Genomic DNA, 20,689 nt, shown 5'->3' with positions numbered 1-20,689 from the left:
TTCCTAATTGCCGCTTCATTACCTTTTCATCCGATTTTTTCTATTTAAAATGAAGGCATATCTCATTCGAATTTTTTTACTACCTTTGACTTGATAATAATAACGATTTAACACAATAAATATGATTTTCAGATTCTTAATCTTATCGGACGAGTCGGAAGATTTTAAAAGAGAAATTAAAATTGATGCCGATGCCACGTTTTTGGATTTTTTCCATGCGATTATCGCCGCCACCGGCTTTAGTGACAAAGAGATGGCTTCGTTCTTTATTTGCGACGACAACTGGCGTAAAAAACAGGAATTTACGTTGGTGGAGATGGATACTTCTTCCGATGAAGACTCGCTTACCATGCAGGAATCGGTGCTGAGTGATTATTTGGAAGATGAGAAACAAAAATTACTATTCGTTTTCGACTATTTAACCGAAAGGGCCTTTTATATCGAACTATCGGAAATCATTCCCGGAAAAAACCTGAAGGCTCCCGTCTGTTCGGTATCGCAGGGGGAAGCTCCCCAACAGACCGCCCATTTTGAAGAGGTCAAGACCGATAGCGGAGGATTGGATACCGGCGAAAACTTTTATGGCGACGAATCTTTCGATATAAATGAACTCGACAAGGAAGGTTTTGAAGGGTTGGACGATCTTTCTGTCGAAACGGATTCCGACGATTTGTATTGATGAATACCCTGCTCGTATTGTTAGGCCCCACGGGTGTCGGAAAAACCGATATAAGCCTACAGGTAGCGCACAAGCTTGGTGCACCCATCCTTTCGGCCGATTCGCGGCAGATATACGCCGGAATGGGTATCGTAACCGCAGCCCCTACGCCGCAACAACGAGCATCCGTCACCCACTATTTTGTGGAAACCCTCTCGCCCGAACAGTATTACAGTGCGAGCGAGTATGAGCGGGAAGCGATACCTTTAATTGAGTCCCTGCTTGAGACTCACCCCACGGTGGTCATGACGGGTGGTTCCATGATGTATATCGATGCGGTGTGTTTCGGTATTGACGAGATTCCTACCGTAGACCCGGCTTTGCGCAAAGATATTTATGAGCTTTACCGGACGGAGGGCTTGGATCCGATACGCATGCAGTTGAAACTGCTTGATCCTGTTTTTTACGGGCAAGTCGACTTAAAAAATCCGAAACGGGTCATTCATGCGTTGGAGATTTGCCTGATGAGCGGAAAGCCTTATTCGTCGCTTCGCACCGATACGAAAAAAAAACGGCCATTCCGCATCGTGAAGATCGGTTTGACTCGCGACCGTCCCGAACTTTATGAGCGTATTAACCATAGGGTCGATGGAATGATGAAACAGGGTCTGCTCGAAGAGGCACGCAAGCATTATCCTATACGACATTTGAATGCAACCAACACGGTGGGATATAAAGAACTGTTTGCCTATTTCGACGGCAACGGTTCGCTGGAGGAGGCTGTCGACAAAATCAAGCAGCATACGCGGCAGTATGCCCGCAAGCAGATGACTTGGTTCAAGCGTGACCAAAACATCCATTGGATCAATCTCTCCGATCCCGGCGCGGATGTCATAGGAGAGGTTCTGTATAAATTAGCAAATTAGCAGATTAGCGGATTAGCAAATTGGCAAATGAAGTCTAAAGTCGAAGGTCTAAAGGCGGCTACCGATGACCGGAGACCGGAGACCGGAGACTGGAGACCGGAGACCGGAGACTGGAGACCGGAGACCGGAGACATTTGACATTCGACAATCATCACATCCACAAATTATCATTATCTTCTATATAACAAACCATTTCATCCGCATTCTTTGATTTGATTTTGAAGTTTTTCGAGGGTTCTTTGGGTCTTAATCAATTTTCTTCTAAGTATCTCGGTTTCGCTCGTTTGGGTAAAAGAGTCATCAAACTCGACCTTGTATTTAACCATTGTATAGAGTATTCTTCCCAATTTGTTCGCAGTAGCGATAATAGCCGGCAAGTAACCGCTTTTAGCCTGTATACGCCGGAAGTAATATCCTAAGGGCGTTTTACTTGTTTTCAGGGAGTTTGCCGAAGAACGCAGGATTTGTCCAACAGGATTCTTGCGCTTTGGAATTTTGCTGGACTGGAGTTTTCCACCCGATATTTTGTTGTTGGGTGTGAGGTTACACCAACAACAAAACTGTTTGTATGAGTCAAACTTATCGGTAAAATCGTGTCCCAGCTCACCGGCCAACCGCAACAGGGCCGCTTCACTGACACCCGGTATGCGCATCGCGTTGACACCCCATAATCGGATCGCGTGCTTTTCGATATCTATCGTGACGGCATTCTTTTGAGCTTTTGCTTTTTTCGCCCTTTGCTCCGGCTTGGAAGTTTCTTCGGGTTTAACGTCTTTGAGATACTCCTGCAGGATGCCCTCTATCTGCTTGTCACAATCCTTCATCAGGTTTTGGTAATATACATACAGTTCATAGCTTTGTTTGAGCATGAACAGCAGGTCTTCGTCCCAATTGGCCTGCAGGGATTTGGCGATGGTTTCTTTGGGAGATTTGCATCGGGGATCGGCCAAAGCCGATAGTTTTCGGGCATCGCGTTCCCCGGCCAGAATGGCGCGAATAATCTCCTGTCCCGATTTTCCCAAAATATCGCTGATGACATTGCCCAATTTGATGTTCATCAATTCCATGGCCTTTTGCATGTGGAGCACTTCCCGCGAAGAAGCTTTCAACAACCCGTCACGGTGGCGCGATACATTGCGGATGCGCCGGGCATGGTTCTGGGGTTGGAAACTGGCTCTCAGAAGCCCGTAACTATGCAAGACCATGATGGTTTCGGCATCTACCCGGTCGGTCTTCTTTTCACTGATATTTTTGATGGCCTTGGCGTTGACCAGCAACACGTCAAATCCCTCCGATTCCAGTATCATGTAGAGTTGGACCCAATACACCCCCGTGGATTCCATGGCGACGGTTTCAATGCCACAGGCTTTAAGCCAATCCGATATAAGGTGTAAATCTTGCGTAAACGTGCCGAAGCGGCGGTTGTTTTCTCCATCCCGGTCTTCCGGGACACATACTTGCATTTCGGTGGAAGAAACATCGATACCCGCCGAATTGGGATTCACGATTTCCAATTTCAATCCCTTGCCTGTCTTGATTTTTTTCGCTTTCTTTGCCATAGTTTTAACTTGTGAATAAATAAAAGCCTCATCAAGCCCGGATGCTTTAAACAATGATAATCTTCTATAAGGTCTCATTGGAACCAAGTATTTCATTACGAGCAAACCGGAACCGTACTTTGCATTGGAGTCGTATCCAAGATAACTTGTGGTTTACTTGCTTGATAGGGCTTCGCAAGTTATTAATTATTTCTCATTTTCAGAGAAAATCCTAACTTTGCTTATCGAAAACGACAAAAAGTTTGAAACATGGCGCTCAGGCAACAACAAGAACTTAAGCAGCTGCAAAAACTTTCTCCGCTACAGATGCAGGTCATTAAATTGGTCGAACTGACATCGGTAGAACTGGAAGATAAAATTAAACAGGAAGTGGAGGATAATCCCGCGCTGGATACGATTGACTCCGACTACGAGCATGCATCGGACGAAGCGGAAGGCGACGGCATGCCCGAAGAGGACAATGTTTCCCAGGAGGAGATTATTTTAGGGGATTATTTTTCGGAAGATGATGTGCCCGATTTTCGAATTAGGCAATCGACGTCCAAGGGTGAACCTTCTTATATAGAGGTTTCTGTATCGGAGGAGACATCGCTCAATGAATCGCTGCTTGAACAACTCCGGTTGCATAATTTCGATTCCCGAAATGAAATAATAGCCGAATACATTATTGGAAATCTCGATGAAAGCGGTTATCTGCTTTGCGATTTGCAATCGGTTGCAGACGACTTGCTGTTTCAACAAAATCTCGATGTGTCGGTCGAGGAGTTGACGCAGGTGTTATCGATTATTCAGGAGATGGATCCTCCGGGTGTCGGTGCGCGCGAACTCAAAGAGTGTCTTCTTCTTCAATTGAAGCGGATGACGCCCGGCCCTTCGGTAACGCTGGCGATGAATGTGCTCGAGAATTATTTCGAGGAGTTTTCGCGAAAACATTACGATAAGATCCTTCGAGCGATGAATATTTCGCCCGACGACCTGCGCGGCGTCATCGATTTGATCGTTTCTCTCAATCCCAAGCCCGGCAACACCATGGGCGACGCCATGGAAACGGCGATGGCAAACATTACGCCCGACTTTATCGTGGAGTCTTACAACGGCGAAGTCTCGATGTATCTCAATAACGGTAATATCCCGCTGCTCAAAATCAACCGCGATTTCAGCGAGCTGCTGCAAGGCTATGCGCAGAATAAAAAAAGCATGTCGGCCGATGATAAACAAGCCATGATGTTCATGAAGCAAAAAGTCGATTCGGCGCGTTGGTTCATCGATGCGGTGAAACAGCGTCAGAATACGCTTCAGCGCACTATGGAAGCCATCGTTCAAATTCAGTACGACTTTTTTCTGACCGAAGACGAAACGCTGCTCAAGCCGATGATATTAAAAGATGTGGCCGAAAAAACCGGTTTCGATATCTCTACGATATCGCGTGTCAGCAATAGTAAATATGTCCAAACCAATTCCGGCATCTATCCGCTGAAGTATTTCTTTTCGGAAGCCATGCAAAATGAGGCGGGCGAAGATATCTCGTCACGAGAAGTGAAATATATTCTTCGCGAGAGCATAGAGAGTGAAGATCCTTCTAAACCATTGACAGATGAGCAACTTACCAAAATATTAAATCAGAAAGGCTATGTAATTGCACGACGTACGACGGCAAAATATCGTGAACAATTGAATATTCCTGTAGCCCGTTTGAGAAAAAAGATATAACTTTGACAGTTCAAAGAAAAGATATTGAATCGAATGAAGTCAATCGCACATATTATTTCCACTGTTTTCCAACCTCTATTGATGCCCACATATAGCGTGGCGTTGTTATTTATGTACAGCTATTTCGGCGTTATGTACTCGCATCAGTTCTGGTATATTCTGGCGCCGGTATTTCTGTTTTCGTTCGCCGTTCCCGCGCTGCTCATATTTGTACTGTATAAATTGCGGTTGATCTCCGATTTATCTCTGACACAGCGGCGCGAGCGCGTTCTCCCTTACCTTATTACGCTGATATCGTGCTCGTTCATGGTCTTTTATTATTATAAAATGGGGATGCCTGCATGGTTTTTGATGTTTGTGATTGCCCCGGTGATAATAATGATCATTGCCCTGTTTATCACCCTATTCTGGAAGATCAGCGCACACATGTTCGGCATCGGCGGGCTTCTCGGCGGGGCGATGGGCGTCAGTTTTTTTGTCGAGCGGGCCAATCCTGTCTACATGCTGATGGGGCTGTTTCTGCTTGCCGGACTCATCGGTTCCTCCCGTCTCATCCTGCAGCGTCATACCGTAAGCCAGGTGTTTGCGGGCTTTGCACTCGGTTTGGTCGTGTCGTTTGTATTTGTCTGGGCAGGAGTGCATATAAAGCTGTAACCGGTTAAAAAACTTTTGGTTGCTATAGAATTAAGTAGTATTTTTACGATATCGTTTAAAACCCTTTATAAAATTAAGAACATATGAATTTTCCCGACAATCTGAAGTACTCTGCCGATCATGAATGGGTAAGAGTGGAAGGCGATGAAGCCTACATTGGTATCTCTGATTTTGCTCAACAAGAATTAGGAGAAATTGTTTTTGTGGATGTAACGACGGAAGGGGAAACCCTCGATCGCGAAAGTGTTTTCGGCAGTATCGAAGCGGTAAAAACCGTCTCCGACCTGTTGATGCCCGTGAGTGGCGAAGTGCTGGAAGTCAATCCGCAGCTCGAAGATGCACCCGAGTTGGTGAATAAAGACCCGTATGGCGAAGGATGGATTATTAAAGTAAAGCTGAGCGATGCCTCGCAGGTCGATGCGTTACTTTCGGCACAAGACTATCAAAAAAATATCGAGAAATAAATCTGTATAATACAGAGGGCGCTTCAAAAGGTTAGTAGGCTCGCCGTCGGAAGATCATTTGAGATTATTTCTGTTGGTGAACGAACTCCTTTTGAAGTGTTCTCTTTTTAAGGAGAAAATGAACATGAAACCAGTCGTAAGTATCATTATGGGCAGTACATCCGACCTGCCTGTCATGGAAAAAGCCGCCCGCTTTTTAGATGAGATGGAAATACCGTTCGAAATAAATGCCTTGTCGGCACACCGCACTCCCGAAGCGGTCGAGGAATTTGCAACAAATGCCGAACGGAACGGAATAAAAGTGATTATCGCCGCCGCCGGAATGGCCGCACACCTCCCGGGCGTGATCGCTTCTATGACCCCGGTCCCGGTCATTGGCGTCCCCGTCAACGCTTCGCTGCAAGGCATGGACGCCTTGTTGGCTATTGTGCAAATGCCTCCCGGAATACCGGTTGCCACGGTAGGCATCAACGCGTCTCTCAATGCGGCTATCCTGGCATTGCAGATGATTGCCACGGGCGACGCAGCGCTCATGGCTAAATTAAAGAATTACAAACAAGGACTAAAAAATAAAATTACAAAAGCAAACGAGGAGCTTGCGGCCGTTTCTTTTAAATATAAAACCAATTAATCAAGGTCGATACGATGAATCAACAAGAAATTACAAGCCTTTTGCAGCGGGAGGCCGACGCTATTTTACATATTCCTGTGAATGAACAATACGATAGGGCGATCGATTTGATTGTCGAGCGCATCCATCATAAAAAAGGCAAATTGGTTATTAGCGGCATGGGCAAAGCCGGACAAATCGGGCAAAACATGGCTACGACTTTTTGTTCCACCGGTACGCCGGCCATCTTCATGCATCCGAGCGAGGCGCAACATGGCGATTTGGGCATCCTACAAGAGAACGATCTGCTGTTGCTGATTACCAATTCGGGAAAGACCCGCGAGATTATCGAATTGATCGATTTAGCGAAAGGGCTTTATCCCGAAACGCCGATCATTGTTATTACGGGCAATAAAGACATTGTTTTGGCCCAGCAGGCCGATGTGTTTCTGTTGACAGGCAATCCCAAGGAAGTGTGCCCGCTGGATCTTACTCCCACCACTTCGACGACGGTGATGACGGTAATGGGCGACATCCTGGTCGTCGGCACCATGAAAAGAATCGGGTTTACCGCAGCCGATTACGCCAAACGCCATCATGGCGGCTATTTGGGTGATAAGTCGCGCGAAATCAGTCATTGATTAAGAGGAATCTCGTCTAACCGCTCCTTGCGGTTTGACGGATAAAATCGGTACTTGTCAAAAAGAATGAATCCGTCAGACGGGGAGCGAGGCCCTCAGGTAAACGGGGCCTACTCGAACGTAGTAGGAAGATTAACTTCCAGAGGCGGATCTTTTTTCACCAGCAAGGCGCTCAATTCCCAGAGGAAATAGAGAGGCATCGTGACCACGAATAACGAGAATGGGTCGCCGGAAGGCGTAATGATGGCCGCAAGAAGAAGAGCGCCAACGATAGCATGGCGTCGATATTTCCGGAAAAACGACCGGTATATCAGCCCCAGATTCGAAAGTAACCAGAATACCAAGGGCAATTCGAAAACGATCCCCATAATGAGGATTAACGTATAGAAGTTACTCATATACGAATCCAACGAAAGCATGTTTTCAATTTCGCTACTGAGTTCAAACGTAATAAGAAACCGGAAGATCAACGGGAAAACGATAAAATAACCGACAGAGCATCCCAGTACAAACATGATTCCGCCGAATCCAAAGGCCCTTTTTATCCCTTTCATTTCGTTTTCATACAACGCCGGGCTTATAAACCGCCATAGTTCGTACAGAATAAAAGGTATCGAGAAAAGTACGCCGAAAGCAAACGACGTGGATATATAGGTGATGAACTGTGTCGGCATGTTGATATTCAATATTTTCACATTGAATGAGTCGGCCGAGAAATCAGGAAGAAAAGGAACGTACTTCCCGATATTTTCCATAAAACGGTAGGTGATAAAATCGGATGATTTCGGGGCGAGAATGATCGAATCGAAAATATGCGGCATAATGATAAGCCCCACAATCGTGAGCCCGGAAACAATTCCGATAATACGAATTAACGTCCACCGGAATTCTTCCAAATGGTCCCAAAAGGACATCTCTTTATCACTCATTTTCTTTGATTGTGTATGTAATAGCCGTCAATATTATTTCCCGGAAGCATTTTCATTCATCGCACAAGCTTCCGGGGAATAGATTGTATTGATAAAAAAGATTTCAATCCCCCTAACCGCACGGGTAAATCTTTTTATTGATTATTGGGCTTATCGGTAGGGTCCGTCTTGATATCTTCTTCGATATCGTTCAATCCTTTTTTAAAGCTGCGAATACCTTTACCCAAACCGCTCATGAATTCGGGTATTTTTTTCCCTCCGAAAAGTAGAAGGACAACGATTAGGATGATAGGTATTTCCCATCCGTTTAAGTTGAAAAGTAAAGGGTTCATAGATCTTGTTGTTTTATATATTTACACTATTCATTTTGAATAAGCTTACAAAAATAGAATTATTTCTTAATGCCGTCAAACAAATTAAGCTAAACTTTTGAAAAAGGGGCTATTTTCTTTCTTCTGCATTAGAAATCAACCATCAGACATTGGTCATCAGTCATCAGTAATTAGCAATTAGTCATTAGTCATTGGTCATTGGTCATTAGTCATTAGTAATTGATGATAACGTCCATATACACCGGCAAATGATCACTGAACCCTCCGACGTAGCGAGGCCCCGAATTGGTTCGGAAAGGTTTTTTCCCGCCATCCTTTTCATCGTCTTGCAAAAGAAAAGGCATGCGGAAAACCGTAGCTTCTTTATTCCTTATTTTCATCGTACTTTCTCCGGAAAGAAAATCTCCGCTTATGATGAACTGATCGAGTATTTCCCAACGTCCTTGAAACTTATAACTTCCGAAGTTCCGTTCTTTTATACGGGGAAGAAAGAGATTGTATAATTGTTTGTCCGAAGGGTGAAGAGCGGGGATACCTGCTTTTAAAATACGCGCGAGACTTTTATCATCGGGATGATCGTTGAAATCGCCCATGATGATGATGTGGGCGTGCTGCCGTACGCTGAAGAGGCTATCGGCTTTGGAGCGCAAAAGCGATGCCGCGTCGATTCGTGCCGGTTCCGTTTGATGTTGTCCACCCCGTCGCGAAGGAAAATGGGAGACAAATACATCGAGAGTGTCGTGACTAAGCGTGAGAAAGGTCGCGTGAAGAATATTTCGGGAGCGGCGCGTCGGCTTGTTTCCGAACCGAATGGGATATTCAGCCGTTTGCAGTAACCGTACATGGTCGCGTTGGTAAAGCAGCGCGACGTCCATACCTCGCTCATCGGGTGAATGTGTGATGATATAGTGGTATTGTTGAGCCTTTAGCGGAGAACGGCGGGTAAGGTCGTATAAGACGCTGTCGTTTTCGACTTCGCACAATCCTACGATAGCCGGCGATTGCATTTGTCCCACGGCTGTGATGACACGGGTGATGTTTTTGAGCTTTTCGCGATATTTCCAATGGGTCCAATTCATTAATTTGCCCGGCAGAAAGTCCTCATCTTGCGTAAGCGGGTCGTCCTTTGTATCGAAGAGATTTTCGACGTTATAAAATAGGATCCGCAGAGAGTCCTGCCGTTGTCCGAGCAGAAATCCGTTATAAACAATCAGGAATAACGAGAGAGCGATATATCGATTGACCATGATTGCCGTTTGTCACTTAAAAAGAATATCTCTCGCAGATAGCGCAGATAGACGCAGTTTTTCATTGGCATTCTGCGAAAATCCACGTAATCTGCGAGAGTTTAAAGTAAATAGAATCTTCGTGTTTTTACTCTTGAGATGACTTCAAGTTCAGCTTCTCATCTTTTCTCTGCCGTTTCGGGCGACACGTTCTCGAGTATTTTCACTAAAAAGTTCCACCATTTCTCCACCGAAGGAATATTCAGTTTCTCTTTGGGAGAATGGACATCGGTCATATCCGGCCCGATGGAAATCATATCGAGATGCGGGTATTTTTCCAAGAACAATCCGCACTCAAGGCCCGCATGGATGGCTTTTACTTCCGCGTCTTTGTTGTACAGATCTTTGTACACCTTTTCGGCGAGTCTCAGGATCTGCGACTCCGTATTGGGCTGCCAGCCGGGATACCCCTCGTTGTACGTGACTTTTGCGCCGGCCAGATCGAACACCGAGGTGACCATGTTGATGACATATTCTCTCTGCGATTCCACGGAACTGCGTTGGCTGGTGATGACTTCAATTTGTTGCCCGTCGATCATTTTCACGGAAGCCATATTGTTGGACGTCTCTACCAATCCGGGAATATCGAGACTCATTCCTATCACTCCGTGCGGACAAGCGTTGAGGGCTAAAATCAACCGTTCCGTGGTTCCCTTATTCAGCACTTTCGACGGTATCTGCGCCGATTCCAATTGAATATCCAAAGACGTTTCGGTATGTTTATACTCATTTTGGACGCTGGCGAGGAATGTGTTTAACTTAACCCGTATATCTTCTTTGTATTTCTCCTTCACGCCTACAATCGCATACGCCTCGCGGGGAAGGGCATTGCTCAGGTTTCCGCCTTTAATTTCCGATAACACCATGCCGTATTTTTTTCGCATAAGCGAGAACAGGAAGCGGGCGAGGATTTTATTCGCATTCCCGAAATTCTTGTCGATATCGCTTCCCGAATGGCCGCCGCGTAATCCTTTTACATGAAGATTAAACCAAAAATACTTCTTGGGACTCTCTTTTTCTTTGTATTTAAAGTAGCCTCGGGTGTTTTTCCCTCCGGCGCAACCGATGTAAATCAGACCTTCCTCTTCGCTATCCAAATTGATGAGGATATTGCCGGTCAGAAAATCTTTCTCAAGATTAAAGGCTCCGGTGAGACCTGTTTCTTCATCTACGGTAAAAAGCGCCTCGATTTTGCCGTGGGCGATATTGTCCGAGGCCAATAGTGCCAACTGGGCGGCTACTCCGATGCCGTCATCGGCACCTAAGGTGGTTCCGTTCGCTTTCACCCAATCCCCGTCGATAATCGTTTCAATCGGATCGTTCTCGAAATCGTGGGTAATATCGCTGTTTTTCTCGCAGACCATATCGACATGCGATTGCAGAATAACCGTAGGGAGGTTTTCTTTGCCCGGAGTGGCCGGTTTGGTTATCAGTACGTTTCCGGCTCTATCCTGCTTCGTGTCGAGGTTGTGCTTTTTGCCGAAATCGAGCAAATAGCGCAGGATGGCTTCTTCCTTTTTAGAAGGTCGTGGAATTTGTGTAATGTCGTAAAAATAATTCCAGATAGCTTTTGGTTCAAGTTCTTTGATTGTCATAGTCTTTAATGTTTGTCTTCTTCTTTATTCAAAAGTAAAGCATTTATAATCAGTATTCCATTCATTGGTTTTCTTTCTGAAAACAGGCTATAAAAGTACAAGAAAAATAAGACGAAAGCAAAAAATTTAGCATCTTTAATACGAAAACCATGAATTAATTATCTAATTAGGCTATCTTTGTGGTTTAAAATAATGAGAAGAACTCTAAGAAGTAATCATCGCCTTTTTGAGGGATAAGGAAAGTTCCACTAGTTTCCGGAAAACATTCCGTATAGCGAAGGAACTTATTTTATGTTATAGGAAAGTTATAGGAAAGGCGAAAGCGGTACTGAAGAGAGAATGAACGGTATAAATTTTGAAATCAGAAAACTATAAAAATTCCGAAAAATGAAGAATACTTATTCTTATATTTTGAGCGGCGTATTGGCTGTTGCAATTATTGTGCTTTATATTTTACATTTCACATCGACCTCCGGCTCCAACGGAGGAGCGGCAAAAGGAGGAAATTCGCTCGTGGGCGACTCGTCGGTGGTTCTTCCGGTTGCCTATGTCAATTTGGATTCCCTTTTGCATAATTACAATTTCGCGAAGGATATTAATGAGACGCTGATGCGTAATCAAGAAAATTCTCGTTCTACATTAAATCAAAAAGATCAACAATTGCAAGCGGCCGCACAGGAATTTGACCGTAAATTGCGCAACAATGCTTTCCTTAGCGATGAAAGGGCGAAGCAAGAACAACAACGCATCCTGAAGATGCAGGAAGAATATCAACAAACGGCGCAACGCTTGTCGCAGGAGTTTGCCATTGAGCAACAAAAATTAAATATCGAACTGGAAGATACGATAAAAGTCCATATCGCCGAATTCAATAAAACGCAAGGTTATCAAATCATCTTTAGCAATACCGGAACCGCCAATATTTTGTATGGTGATATAAAATACGATATAACCGGCGAAGTGATTGAATTTCTCAATAATCGATATGGCCCTGCAACATCGGGCTCTTCACCGAAATAACGGGAACGATGAATTTTCATCGGTTGACCGCGGGCGTAACCGGGGGCGTCGCTTCGAGCGATACCTCAGGAAGGACGCAACGTGAAACCGGATGAACGATAAACAAATTACAGTATGGGAACGAAAAAGAATTTTATTCTGGACACGAACGTGATCCTGCATGACTACAATTGCCTCGATAATTTTGAAGAAAACGACATCTACATTCCTTTTACCGTGTTGGAAGAGTTGGATAAGTTTAAGAAAGGAAATGAGCAGATAAACTACAATGCGCGCGCTTTTGTCCGGGAGTTGGATTTAATCACCGACGACAATTTATTTAAAAAAGGCGCCGATTTAGGCGTCGGTCGTGGTAAATTGTATATTGTCAATGCCCCTTCCACGCACGAAAAGATTGCGGAATCGTTTCCCGAACGCACCCCTGACAATCGCATACTTTCCACCGTATTATATTTATCGGACAAATATCCGAGAATGAAGACCATTTTGGTGACAAAGGATATTAATCTGCGCATGAAAGCCCGGTCATTGGGCGTACTGGTGGAAGATTATATCAACGATAAGGTCACGGATATCGATATTTTCGGGCAGGAAGAACAAATTATTGAAGATATTGCCCCCGATTTGATTGATAAGATATACGCTCAACCGACAGGGGTCGACATCGATGATTTTGTATTTGAAAGTCCTTTAAAACCGAATCAATGCTTTGTCCTGAAAAGTGATCGCAATAGCGTATTGGCGCGTTATAATCCGTTTACGCAGAAGATTATCCGCGTAGATAAAAGCGCTAATTTCGGCATTACGCCCCGCAATGCGGAGCAAACCTTCGCGCTGGAAGTCTTGAATGATCCGGATATTAAACTCATCGCCCTGACGGGGAAAGCCGGAACCGGTAAAACGCTCCTTGCTTTGGCGGCGGCATTGCGCCAACATAAAGCGTATCATCAGGTGCTGCTGGCCCGGCCGATCGTCTCTTTGTCGAACAAAGATTTGGGTTACCTGCCCGGCGATGAAAAGCAAAAGATCGCTCCTTACATGCAGCCGCTTTTCGATAATCTGAATGTCATCAAGTCGCAACTCGGACAAGGAGGATCCGAATTACGGGCTCTAGATGAAATGCAAAAATCGGGACAACTCGAAATCGAGGCGCTCGCTTATATCCGCGGACGGAGCCTGAGCGAAACCTACTGTATCATCGATGAGGCGCAAAACCTTACCCCGCATGAAATTAAGACCATCATCACCCGTGCCGGCGAAGGCACGAAAATGGTGTTTACCGGCGACTTGCAGCAAATAGACTCGCCTTATCTCGATTCGCAGTCCAATGGCTTGGCTTATATGATTGATAAGATGAAGGGCCAAAACCTCTTCGCGCATATCAATCTGGTGAAAGGGGAACGCAGCGAGCTTTCGGAACTGGCAAGTAATTTATTGTAAATATTAATCGGCTATCCGGCAAATTATGATGACGACTAAAAAAAACAGTCTGCAAAAGAAAGTTGTCATTATCGGTGCAGGTGTTGCCGGAATAGCAACCTCCGTTTTTCTTGCCAACAAGGGTTTTCAGGTAGAAGTATATGAAAAGAATGCGGCGCCGGGTGGGCGTTGCGGACAGATTTTCAAGAATGGTCATCGTTTTGATTTAGGAGCGACTATTTTACTGATGCCGTCTGTTTACCGGGATGTTTTCCGGTCATTGGGCCTGGACATGGACAAAGAGCTGGAGCCTGTTTCTCTCGATCCGATCTACAAGTTGTTTTTTAGCGATGGCAGTGACTTTTCTTATTCTCCCAACGAGGCGAAAATGAAAAGCCAGCTCGAAGCGTTTGAGCCGGACAGTTACGCACAATACAAACGCTATGTAAAAAAAGGATATGGATTCTTCCGCCTTGCTACCGAGCAATTGCTCGGCCGTAATTTTTATCATCTTCGTGAATTCCTTACATTGCGAAACGCGGCGATGATGATTCATTTTAAAACATGGATAAAGCATACCGCTTATATCCGTCGATTCTTTAAAGATGCCCGCCTTCAAAAGGTCTTTACGTTCCAAAATATTTATGTAGGACAAAATCCTTACCGTCAACCGGCTTTTTTTTCGATGATCCCCTCCGCAGAAATCATGGAGGGGGCTTTGTTTCCTAAAGGAGGCATGCATACGATTGTTCAGAAGCTTATGGAAAAGGCGGAGGAAGCGGGTGTCCGTTTTCATTTCAATCAAAATGTGGAGAATATCATTCTGGACGGACGCAAGGCGAAGGGCATACAACTCTCGAACGGGCAGAATACGTATGCGGATATTGTGGTAGCCAATGCCGACCTTCCGTATGTCTACCGTTATTTGCTCCCTGACAGAAAAGCCTCCCTTCAATTGGAACGGAAAGAGTATTCTTGTTCTGCCATCGTTTTTCACTGGGCTATGGATCAAGAATATCCTCAATTGGCCCATCACAGTATTTTTCTGAACGAACCTTACAAAGAAGGCATGGAGATGATTTTCGATAAAAAATCCTTGTCGTCTAATCCGAGTTTTTACATCCATTCGCCCGTACGTACCGATAAGGATGCCGCCCCCGACAAACAGGACAGTTTATCGGTAATCATCCCGGCACCCCATATAGACGATGGGATGGAACAAGACTGGGATTTATTGAAAAAACGTGCGCGTATAGCTGTTTTCAAGCGATTAAAAGAAGCCGGAATAGACGATGTTGAAAAACATATCAAGTTCGAGATATGTGTTATGCCTCAAACATGGAAGGATTATTGTAACATAACCAACGGGGCGGTTTTCGGAAGTTTAAGCCATACTATTTTCCAAATGGGCTACTTTCGTCCGCACAACCGGCATGCAAAATATACAAACTTGTTTTTCGTCGGAGGGAGTACACATCCCGGAAACGGCGTCCCTTTAGTGCTTCTTTCGTCCAAACTCACAACAGAGCGCATCTTGAAGGAAACAAGATGAAAAACAATGATGCGACTAAAATGAACTCGGAAACAAACGGCAATAAGCGTCGGTATTGGGATACTTTTTATTCCATCGATTTTGAAAAAATAGTCGATCATCCGAATATCCTGATCGCTGCGCGGTTTTGGGAGGAGAATAAATACCGTGCGGCGAAGAATTGTTATAAATTTATGCGTGCGATCGATGATTTGATCGATAATTATAAAACCGAACATCAAACGATTGCTCCGGATGATAAACCCCTATTTGAGGCGGAAGTCCATACGTGGATAAACCGGATATTACATTCCGGGGAAAATGCAAATCCGATGTGTAATGATGTTATCGAAACGATTCGCACCTTTCAGATACCTTTCTGGCCGTTTGAAGACTTTGCCCGATCGATGATTTATGATATTTATCATGACGGATTCCCTACCTTTCCGGCTTTCCTGGATTATGCCGTCGGCGCTTCCGTCGCGCCGGCTTCTATCTTTGTTCATCTGTGTGGTCTACGGCATCAGGAAGGAGCATACCTCTTACCGGCGTTCTCTGTGAAAGAGGCCGCCGCACCTTGTGCTATTTTTAGTTATCTGGTTCATATTATCCGTGATTTCATGAAAGATCATCGTAATCACCTTAATTATTTTCCGGATGACCTTTTGATGAAATATAATCTCGATCGCGAGAAGTTACGCTGCATGGCTCAAGGTGGCGAAATAACAAGAGATTTCCGGGAATGTATTCGCGAACTTTATATTGAGGCAGACAAATATCGACTCAAAACAAAAGAGGTTATTCGAGAAATTGGACCCCTGCTCGAGCCTTGCAGCCGGTTGAGTCTTGAGATTATTTTCGGATTATATACGTTGGTTTTTGATCGTATTGATTGGGAAGAGGGTGGTTTTACAACGGAAGAATTAAATCCGACAGCCGCTGAAGTCAAAGAACATGTTCGACAAATCATTCTTCATTTCGAAGAGAACCATCCCTTATAAACGGTGGCTTTCTGCGGAAATATTTTCTCAGGTATACATCCATAACCGGAGTTACATTCACACGTTTCCATCCGTCCGGGAAGAATCCGCTAGCTTGCACGTCATGCAACAGCTTTCGGCTTGTCCGAAAGTGCCCGACAAGTGATGCAACATACTTTCGACGCGTCCGAAAGTACTCTGCATGTGATGCAAGAGGCTTTCGGATTATCCGAAAATGCCCTGCACGTTGTGCAAAACAGTTTCTTCCGGTGCGACGGCGTCAAACACCTCATGTAATGACTTTCCCATAGTGGGAAAGTGCCCAACACGTCGTGCAACAAACTTTCCCGGAATGGGAAAGTGTCCAACATGTCATGTAACGGTTTTCTAACAAGTTGAAAAATCCCTTGTCTTTAATACGCCGGTGCAAATTTGTTTAACGGCGATGAGGTGAAATCGTTTGGTAGATGTTATCTTTGCAATTCCAAAAAAAAGAACAAAGACGATGCAGAAACCTTCCATTCCGAAAGGAACACGCGATTTTTCACCTGAAGAGATGGCGAAACGCAATTATATATTCGAGACGATCAAAGAGGTGTATCATTTGTACGGCTTCCGTCAAATAGAAACGCCGGCGATGGAAAATTTATCGACTTTAATGGGTAAATACGGCGAAGAAGGGGATAAGTTATTATTTAAAATCCTCAATTCCGGCGACTTCCTTTCCAACCTCGAGCCGTCCGATTTATCGGAGGACGTCAGCGCGGCGAAAGCGGCGGCCAAAATTGCCGAAAAAGGCCTTCGCTACGACCTTACCGTTCCCTTTGCCCGCTATGTGGTGATGCATCGCAATGAGATCACCTTCCCGTTCAGGCGTTTTCAGATACAACCGGTATGGCGCGCCGATAAGCCGCAGAAAGGCCGCTATCGCGAGTTTTTCCAATGCGATGCGGATATCGTCGGATCCGATTCGTTACTCAACGAAGTGGAACTGCTTCAAATTATCGACGAGGTCTTTTCGCGTTTCCGGATTCGGGTATTAATCAAGTTAAACAACCGGAAGATCCTTTCGGGTATCGCCGAAATTATGGGCGAAGGCGATAAGATCACCGACATTACCGTAGCAATCGATAAACTCGATAAGATCGGTATCGAAAAAGTGAATGAAGAGTTGCTGGCCAAAGGAATTTCACAAGAAGCGGTCGATACGTTGCAACCGATCATCGGCTTGCATGGAACGAATGACGAAAAAATCGCCACGTTGAAAAATGTTTTGGCTTCATCTGCTACCGGACTGAAAGGCGTGGAGGAACTCGAAACAATCCTTGCCGACATGCAACGGCTGTCGTTGAGAAATGAGCTTGAACTGGATCTGACGCTCGCCCGAGGCTTGAATTATTACACGGGGGCCATTATCGAAGTAAAAGCGCTCGATGTGCAAATCGGGAGCATTACCGGTGGCGGCCGATATGACAATCTAACCGGTATTTTCGGCCTTCCGGGTGTTTCGGGGGTCGGCATTTCCTTCGGCGCCGACCGGATTTTCGATGTCTTGAATCAACTCGATCTTTTTCCCGAAGATTATACGCGTGGAACCGATATTCTTTTCGTGAACTTCGGCGAACGCGAACAGGCTTACATCCTGCCTATCCTTTCCGAATTAAGAAAGAACGGCATCCGTACCGAAATTTATCCGGATGCGGCGAAAATGAAGAAACAAATGACTTATGCCGATAACAATCGTATCCCGTATGTGGCGATTGTCGGCGAAGATGAAATGGCCGCAGACAAAATTGCTTTAAAGGATATGAAATCGGGCGAACAAGCTCTTTTTACCATACGGCAACTAATAGACAAATTGATTACAAAAAACTGACGAACAGACAATGGTCTCCGTAGAAAATCTCTCCGTCGAATTCGGCGGTTTTACGTTGCTCGACGAAATATCGTTCGTATTGAATAAAAACGAACGGGTGGCGCTCGTGGGCAAGAACGGAGCCGGAAAATCGACGCTGCTTAAACTGATTGCCGGTTACCAACAACCGACCAAAGGCTGTGTTTCGCGCCCAAAAGAAGTCTCCATCGGATATTTGCCCCAGCAAATGAAACTCGAAAATACGCGTACGGTGGTAGACGAAGTGTCGCTCGCGTTCGACCATTTTATGAAAATGGAAAAAGAACTGGAGCAACTTCATCGCGAACTTGAGTTGCGCACGGATTATGAGTCGGAGAGTTATCGGTTACTGATTCAACGAACGGCTGATTTGCAGGAGTTACTCTTGATGTCCGACACGCATAGCTTTCAGGCGGAAGTGGAAAAGACCCTCATCGGCCTCGGATTCAAAAGAAGTGACTTTACGCGTCCTACCGGCGAATTTAGCGGCGGTTGGCGAATGCGCATCGAACTGGCGAAGATCTTGTTGGGCTCACCGGATGTCTTGCTTTTGGATGAGCCGACGAACCATCTCGATATCGAATCCATTCAATGGCTCGAAAACTTTCTTTCGAGCCGTGGCAATTCCCTTATATTGGTGTCGCACGACCGTGCCTTCCTCGATGCCGTCACCAACCGCACCATCGAAATCATGCTCGGGCATATTCATGATTATAAAGTGAGTTACTCGAAATATGTCGAACTGCGAAAAGAACGCCGCGAACAGCAGCAACGCGCCTACGAAAACCAGCAGAAGCAGATACAGGAAACCGAAGCCTTTATCGAACGGTTTCGTTATAAAGCCACTAAATCCAATCAGGTACAGTCGCGTATCAAGCAGTTGGAGAAGATCGAGCGTATAGAAGTCGACGAAATTGATACGGCGCGGCTCAACCTCAAGTTCCCGCCCGCTCCCCGTTCCGGCTCCTTTCCCGTTACCGTTGAGAAGTTGGAAAAGAAATACGGTGACCATACCGTTTTCTCGCATGTGAACCTGATGATCCGGCGGGGAGAGAAAGTCGCTTTTGTCGGGAAGAACGGCGAAGGGAAATCAACGTTGGTGAAATGTATAATGGGCGAGATCGATTTTACGGGCAAGTTGGAGCTGGGGCATAATGTACGAATCGGATATTTTGCGCAAAATCAAGCCCAACTACTGGATGAAACCCGCACCGTCTTCGAAACGATCGATGATGTCGCGACGGGAGATGTCCGTACCAAGATTCGCGATATTCTCGGGGCGTTCATGTTTGGGGGAGAAGCTTCGGAGAAGAAAGTAAAAGTCTTGTCGGGCGGCGAGCGCAGCCGTTTGGCCATGATACGCTTGTTGCTCGAACCGGTGAATCTGCTTATCCTCGACGAGCCGACCAATCACTTGGATATGGCCTCGAAGGAAGTCTTGAAGAAAGCCATATCGGAGTTCGACGGCACTGCCATCATTGTTTCCCACGACCGCGATTTCCTCAATGGGCTGGTCAGCAAAGTATATGAGTTCGGAGGCGGTAAAGTGACGGAGCATTTAGGCGGTATTTATGATTTCCTTTCGAAAAAGAAACTTGAAAACCTTCAGGAGCTCGAAATCGCCTCTTCCATGCCGGCCTCCGAGAGTGAGCCGGCGTCGTTGGAGTCGGATAATAAACGCTCGTATCAGGAACAAAAGGATTTAAACCGGAAAATACGCAAACTCGAAAAAGAAATAGGGGAGGCGGAGAATGACATCAGCCGGATGGAAAACCAACTTTCGTCGATGGAACAACAATTGGCTACGCCCGAAGGCGCTTCGGACACGGCGCTTCTGCAATCGTATCTCGATTTAAAACAGAAAATAGAACGGAAAATGAACTCTTGGGAGCAATTGACGTTAGATATAGAAAAATATAGGAAGGAATGAGTGCATGAAAATCAGCCGTTTTTTATTGAATCTTTGGGGTTGGAAAATCGAAAACATTTTGCCGGATGTGTCGAAATGTGTGATTGCCCTGGCGCCTCATACGAGCAACTGGGATTTTGTGATCGGTAAGCTTGCGTATAGTTCCATCGGGCGTAATGCTCGCTTCCTGATAAAAAAAGAATGGTTTGTTTTCCCCTTTAACCTCCTTTTTAAAAGTATGGGAGGAATACCTATCGAACGAAATAAAAAACAGTCGATGACCGATACGTTGGCCGAAGAGTTTGACAAGCACGAAGACTTTCAGCTCGCGATTACTCCGGAGGGAACAAGGAAACGTGTTCCCGAATGGCGCAGGGGATTTTACTATATTGCCTTAAAAGCCCGTGTCCCTATCTTGTTGATTGCGTTGGACTATAAAAAAAAAGCGGTTGTTTTTTTGGATCTTTTCTATCCGACGGGCGATTACGAGGCCGATCTTGTAAAGATAAAGTCGTATTATAAGGGTGTTCATGCGAAGAATCCTAAAAACTTTAATCCTATCTAACCGCTTT

The 20,689-nt window shown here is 45.3% G+C and carries 20 protein-coding genes; 15 read left to right on the top strand and 5 right to left on the bottom strand.

All coding sequences use genetic code 11. The features are described from left to right. Window positions 1-121 precede the first annotated feature (121 nt). Complete coding sequence (locus ABNK31_RS15060; RefSeq protein ID WP_418893277.1) at window positions 122-679, top strand: IS1096 element passenger TnpR family protein; 558 nt, start codon at window positions 122-124, stop codon at window positions 677-679. Further along, complete coding sequence (gene miaA / locus ABNK31_RS15055; protein WP_418893276.1) at window positions 679-1,584, top strand: tRNA (adenosine(37)-N6)-dimethylallyltransferase MiaA; 906 nt, start codon at window positions 679-681, stop codon at window positions 1,582-1,584. Before ABNK31_RS15060 ends, miaA begins: the two co-directional genes overlap by 1 nt. Before the next feature lie 194 nt (window positions 1,585-1,778). Here miaA and ABNK31_RS15050 read toward each other — a convergent pair whose 3' ends face one another. Further along, window positions 1,779-3,143, bottom strand: a complete 1,365-nt coding sequence (locus ABNK31_RS15050) for an IS110 family transposase (protein WP_418892603.1) — start codon at window positions 3,141-3,143, stop codon at window positions 1,779-1,781. Window positions 3,144-3,392: 249 nt separating this feature from the next. Between ABNK31_RS15050 and rpoN the strand changes: the two genes are divergently transcribed. From rpoN to ABNK31_RS15025, 5 genes are all read left to right on the top strand, one after another. Next, window positions 3,393-4,853 (top strand): RNA polymerase factor sigma-54, encoded by a 1,461-nt coding sequence (rpoN, locus tag ABNK31_RS15045; protein WP_418893275.1) that lies wholly within the window; start codon window positions 3,393-3,395, stop codon window positions 4,851-4,853. 33 nt (window positions 4,854-4,886) lie between these two features. Next, window positions 4,887-5,507 (top strand): hypothetical protein, encoded by a 621-nt coding sequence (locus tag ABNK31_RS15040; protein ID WP_418893274.1) that lies wholly within the window; start codon window positions 4,887-4,889, stop codon window positions 5,505-5,507. Window positions 5,508-5,590: 83 nt separating this feature from the next. Further along, the gene (gcvH, locus tag ABNK31_RS15035; protein WP_418893273.1) at window positions 5,591-5,971 is read left to right on the top strand and encodes a glycine cleavage system protein GcvH; all 381 of its coding nucleotides are present in this window, start codon (window positions 5,591-5,593) and stop codon (window positions 5,969-5,971) included. A 124-nt stretch (window positions 5,972-6,095) separates the two neighbouring features. Continuing rightward, on the top strand, window positions 6,096-6,602 hold the full coding sequence (gene purE, locus ABNK31_RS15030; protein WP_418893272.1) for a 5-(carboxyamino)imidazole ribonucleotide mutase: 507 nt from the start codon (window positions 6,096-6,098) through the stop codon (window positions 6,600-6,602). A gap of 14 nt (window positions 6,603-6,616) precedes the next feature. Beyond that, window positions 6,617-7,222, top strand: coding sequence for an SIS domain-containing protein (locus ABNK31_RS15025; protein WP_418893271.1), 606 nt, complete (start codon window positions 6,617-6,619; stop codon window positions 7,220-7,222). Between the two features lie 110 nt (window positions 7,223-7,332). Here the strand turns inward: ABNK31_RS15025 and tatC are convergent, their stop codons facing one another. The 4 genes from tatC to ABNK31_RS15005 form a co-directional block, all read right to left on the bottom strand. Next, entirely contained in the window at window positions 7,333-8,151 is an 819-nt protein-coding gene (gene tatC, locus ABNK31_RS15020; RefSeq protein WP_418893270.1) for a twin-arginine translocase subunit TatC, read from the bottom strand. A gap of 134 nt (window positions 8,152-8,285) precedes the next feature. Further along, window positions 8,286-8,483: a Sec-independent protein translocase subunit TatA/TatB gene (locus tag ABNK31_RS15015; RefSeq protein ID WP_418893269.1), complete on the bottom strand. Its 198-nt coding sequence runs from the start codon at window positions 8,481-8,483 to the stop codon at window positions 8,286-8,288. A gap of 212 nt (window positions 8,484-8,695) precedes the next feature. Beyond that, complete coding sequence (locus ABNK31_RS15010; RefSeq protein WP_418893268.1) at window positions 8,696-9,730, bottom strand: endonuclease/exonuclease/phosphatase family protein; 1,035 nt, start codon at window positions 9,728-9,730, stop codon at window positions 8,696-8,698. A 158-nt stretch (window positions 9,731-9,888) separates the two neighbouring features. Beyond that, window positions 9,889-11,364: an aminoacyl-histidine dipeptidase gene (locus tag ABNK31_RS15005; protein ID WP_418893267.1), complete on the bottom strand. Its 1,476-nt coding sequence runs from the start codon at window positions 11,362-11,364 to the stop codon at window positions 9,889-9,891. Window positions 11,365-11,751: 387 nt separating this feature from the next. On the opposite strand from ABNK31_RS15005, the gene ABNK31_RS15000 reads away from it, so the two are divergent. The 8 genes from ABNK31_RS15000 to ABNK31_RS14965 all read left to right on the top strand — a co-directional run bounded on the left by ABNK31_RS15000 (window position 11,752) and on the right by ABNK31_RS14965 (window position 20,682). Continuing rightward, on the top strand, window positions 11,752-12,384 hold the full coding sequence (locus ABNK31_RS15000) for an OmpH family outer membrane protein (RefSeq protein ID WP_418893266.1): 633 nt from the start codon (window positions 11,752-11,754) through the stop codon (window positions 12,382-12,384). Between the two features lie 114 nt (window positions 12,385-12,498). Then, window positions 12,499-13,824: a PhoH family protein gene (locus tag ABNK31_RS14995; RefSeq protein WP_418893265.1), complete on the top strand. Its 1,326-nt coding sequence runs from the start codon at window positions 12,499-12,501 to the stop codon at window positions 13,822-13,824. 25 nt (window positions 13,825-13,849) lie between these two features. After that, complete coding sequence (locus ABNK31_RS14990) at window positions 13,850-15,355, top strand: phytoene desaturase family protein (RefSeq protein ID WP_418893264.1); 1,506 nt, start codon at window positions 13,850-13,852, stop codon at window positions 15,353-15,355. Then, window positions 15,352-16,335 (top strand): phytoene/squalene synthase family protein, encoded by a 984-nt coding sequence (locus tag ABNK31_RS14985; protein ID WP_418893263.1) that lies wholly within the window; start codon window positions 15,352-15,354, stop codon window positions 16,333-16,335. The genes ABNK31_RS14990 and ABNK31_RS14985 overlap by 4 nt, the downstream gene beginning before the upstream one ends. Before the next feature lie 141 nt (window positions 16,336-16,476). Continuing rightward, window positions 16,477-16,611: a hypothetical protein gene (locus tag ABNK31_RS14980; protein ID WP_418893262.1), complete on the top strand. Its 135-nt coding sequence runs from the start codon at window positions 16,477-16,479 to the stop codon at window positions 16,609-16,611. A gap of 208 nt (window positions 16,612-16,819) precedes the next feature. Next, on the top strand, window positions 16,820-18,190 hold the full coding sequence (hisS, locus tag ABNK31_RS14975) for a histidine--tRNA ligase (RefSeq protein ID WP_418893261.1): 1,371 nt from the start codon (window positions 16,820-16,822) through the stop codon (window positions 18,188-18,190). Window positions 18,191-18,200: 10 nt separating this feature from the next. After that, the gene (locus tag ABNK31_RS14970; RefSeq protein WP_418893260.1) at window positions 18,201-20,138 is read left to right on the top strand and encodes an ABC-F family ATP-binding cassette domain-containing protein; all 1,938 of its coding nucleotides are present in this window, start codon (window positions 18,201-18,203) and stop codon (window positions 20,136-20,138) included. 4 nt (window positions 20,139-20,142) lie between these two features. Further along, window positions 20,143-20,682, top strand: coding sequence for a lysophospholipid acyltransferase family protein (locus tag ABNK31_RS14965; protein ID WP_418893259.1), 540 nt, complete (start codon window positions 20,143-20,145; stop codon window positions 20,680-20,682). Window positions 20,683-20,689 lie beyond the last annotated feature (7 nt).

This window comes from Limibacterium fermenti (genome assembly GCF_041902845.1).
Lineage (GTDB): Bacteria > Bacteroidota > Bacteroidia > Bacteroidales > Dysgonomonadaceae > Limibacterium > Limibacterium fermenti.
The sequence above is the reverse complement of the archived record's forward strand: the minus strand, read 5'-3'. Positions and strand labels throughout refer to the sequence as shown.

Bases quoted from the DNA above. Each gene is read 5' to 3' on its own strand.
- ABNK31_RS15060 (WP_418893277.1), top strand. From the start codon at position 122: ATGATTTTCAGATTCTTAATCTTATCGGACGAGTCGGAAGATTTTAAA.
- miaA (WP_418893276.1), top strand. From the start codon at position 679: ATGAATACCCTGCTCGTATTGTTAGGCCCCACGGGTGTCGGAAAAACC.
- ABNK31_RS15050 (WP_418892603.1), bottom strand. From the start codon at position 3,143: ATGGCAAAGAAAGCGAAAAAAATCAAGACAGGCAAGGGATTGAAATTG.
- rpoN (WP_418893275.1), top strand. From the start codon at position 3,393: ATGGCGCTCAGGCAACAACAAGAACTTAAGCAGCTGCAAAAACTTTCT.
- ABNK31_RS15040 (WP_418893274.1), top strand. From the start codon at position 4,887: ATGAAGTCAATCGCACATATTATTTCCACTGTTTTCCAACCTCTATTG.
- gcvH (WP_418893273.1), top strand. From the start codon at position 5,591: ATGAATTTTCCCGACAATCTGAAGTACTCTGCCGATCATGAATGGGTA.
- purE (WP_418893272.1), top strand. From the start codon at position 6,096: ATGAAACCAGTCGTAAGTATCATTATGGGCAGTACATCCGACCTGCCT.
- ABNK31_RS15025 (WP_418893271.1), top strand. From the start codon at position 6,617: ATGAATCAACAAGAAATTACAAGCCTTTTGCAGCGGGAGGCCGACGCT.
- tatC (WP_418893270.1), bottom strand. From the start codon at position 8,151: ATGAGTGATAAAGAGATGTCCTTTTGGGACCATTTGGAAGAATTCCGG.
- ABNK31_RS15015 (WP_418893269.1), bottom strand. From the start codon at position 8,483: ATGAACCCTTTACTTTTCAACTTAAACGGATGGGAAATACCTATCATC.
- ABNK31_RS15010 (WP_418893268.1), bottom strand. From the start codon at position 9,730: ATGGTCAATCGATATATCGCTCTCTCGTTATTCCTGATTGTTTATAAC.
- ABNK31_RS15005 (WP_418893267.1), bottom strand. From the start codon at position 11,364: ATGACAATCAAAGAACTTGAACCAAAAGCTATCTGGAATTATTTTTAC.
- ABNK31_RS15000 (WP_418893266.1), top strand. From the start codon at position 11,752: ATGAAGAATACTTATTCTTATATTTTGAGCGGCGTATTGGCTGTTGCA.
- ABNK31_RS14995 (WP_418893265.1), top strand. From the start codon at position 12,499: ATGGGAACGAAAAAGAATTTTATTCTGGACACGAACGTGATCCTGCAT.
- ABNK31_RS14990 (WP_418893264.1), top strand. From the start codon at position 13,850: ATGATGACGACTAAAAAAAACAGTCTGCAAAAGAAAGTTGTCATTATC.
- ABNK31_RS14985 (WP_418893263.1), top strand. From the start codon at position 15,352: ATGAAAAACAATGATGCGACTAAAATGAACTCGGAAACAAACGGCAAT.
- hisS (WP_418893261.1), top strand. From the start codon at position 16,820: ATGCAGAAACCTTCCATTCCGAAAGGAACACGCGATTTTTCACCTGAA.
- ABNK31_RS14970 (WP_418893260.1), top strand. From the start codon at position 18,201: ATGGTCTCCGTAGAAAATCTCTCCGTCGAATTCGGCGGTTTTACGTTG.
- ABNK31_RS14965 (WP_418893259.1), top strand. From the start codon at position 20,143: ATGAAAATCAGCCGTTTTTTATTGAATCTTTGGGGTTGGAAAATCGAA.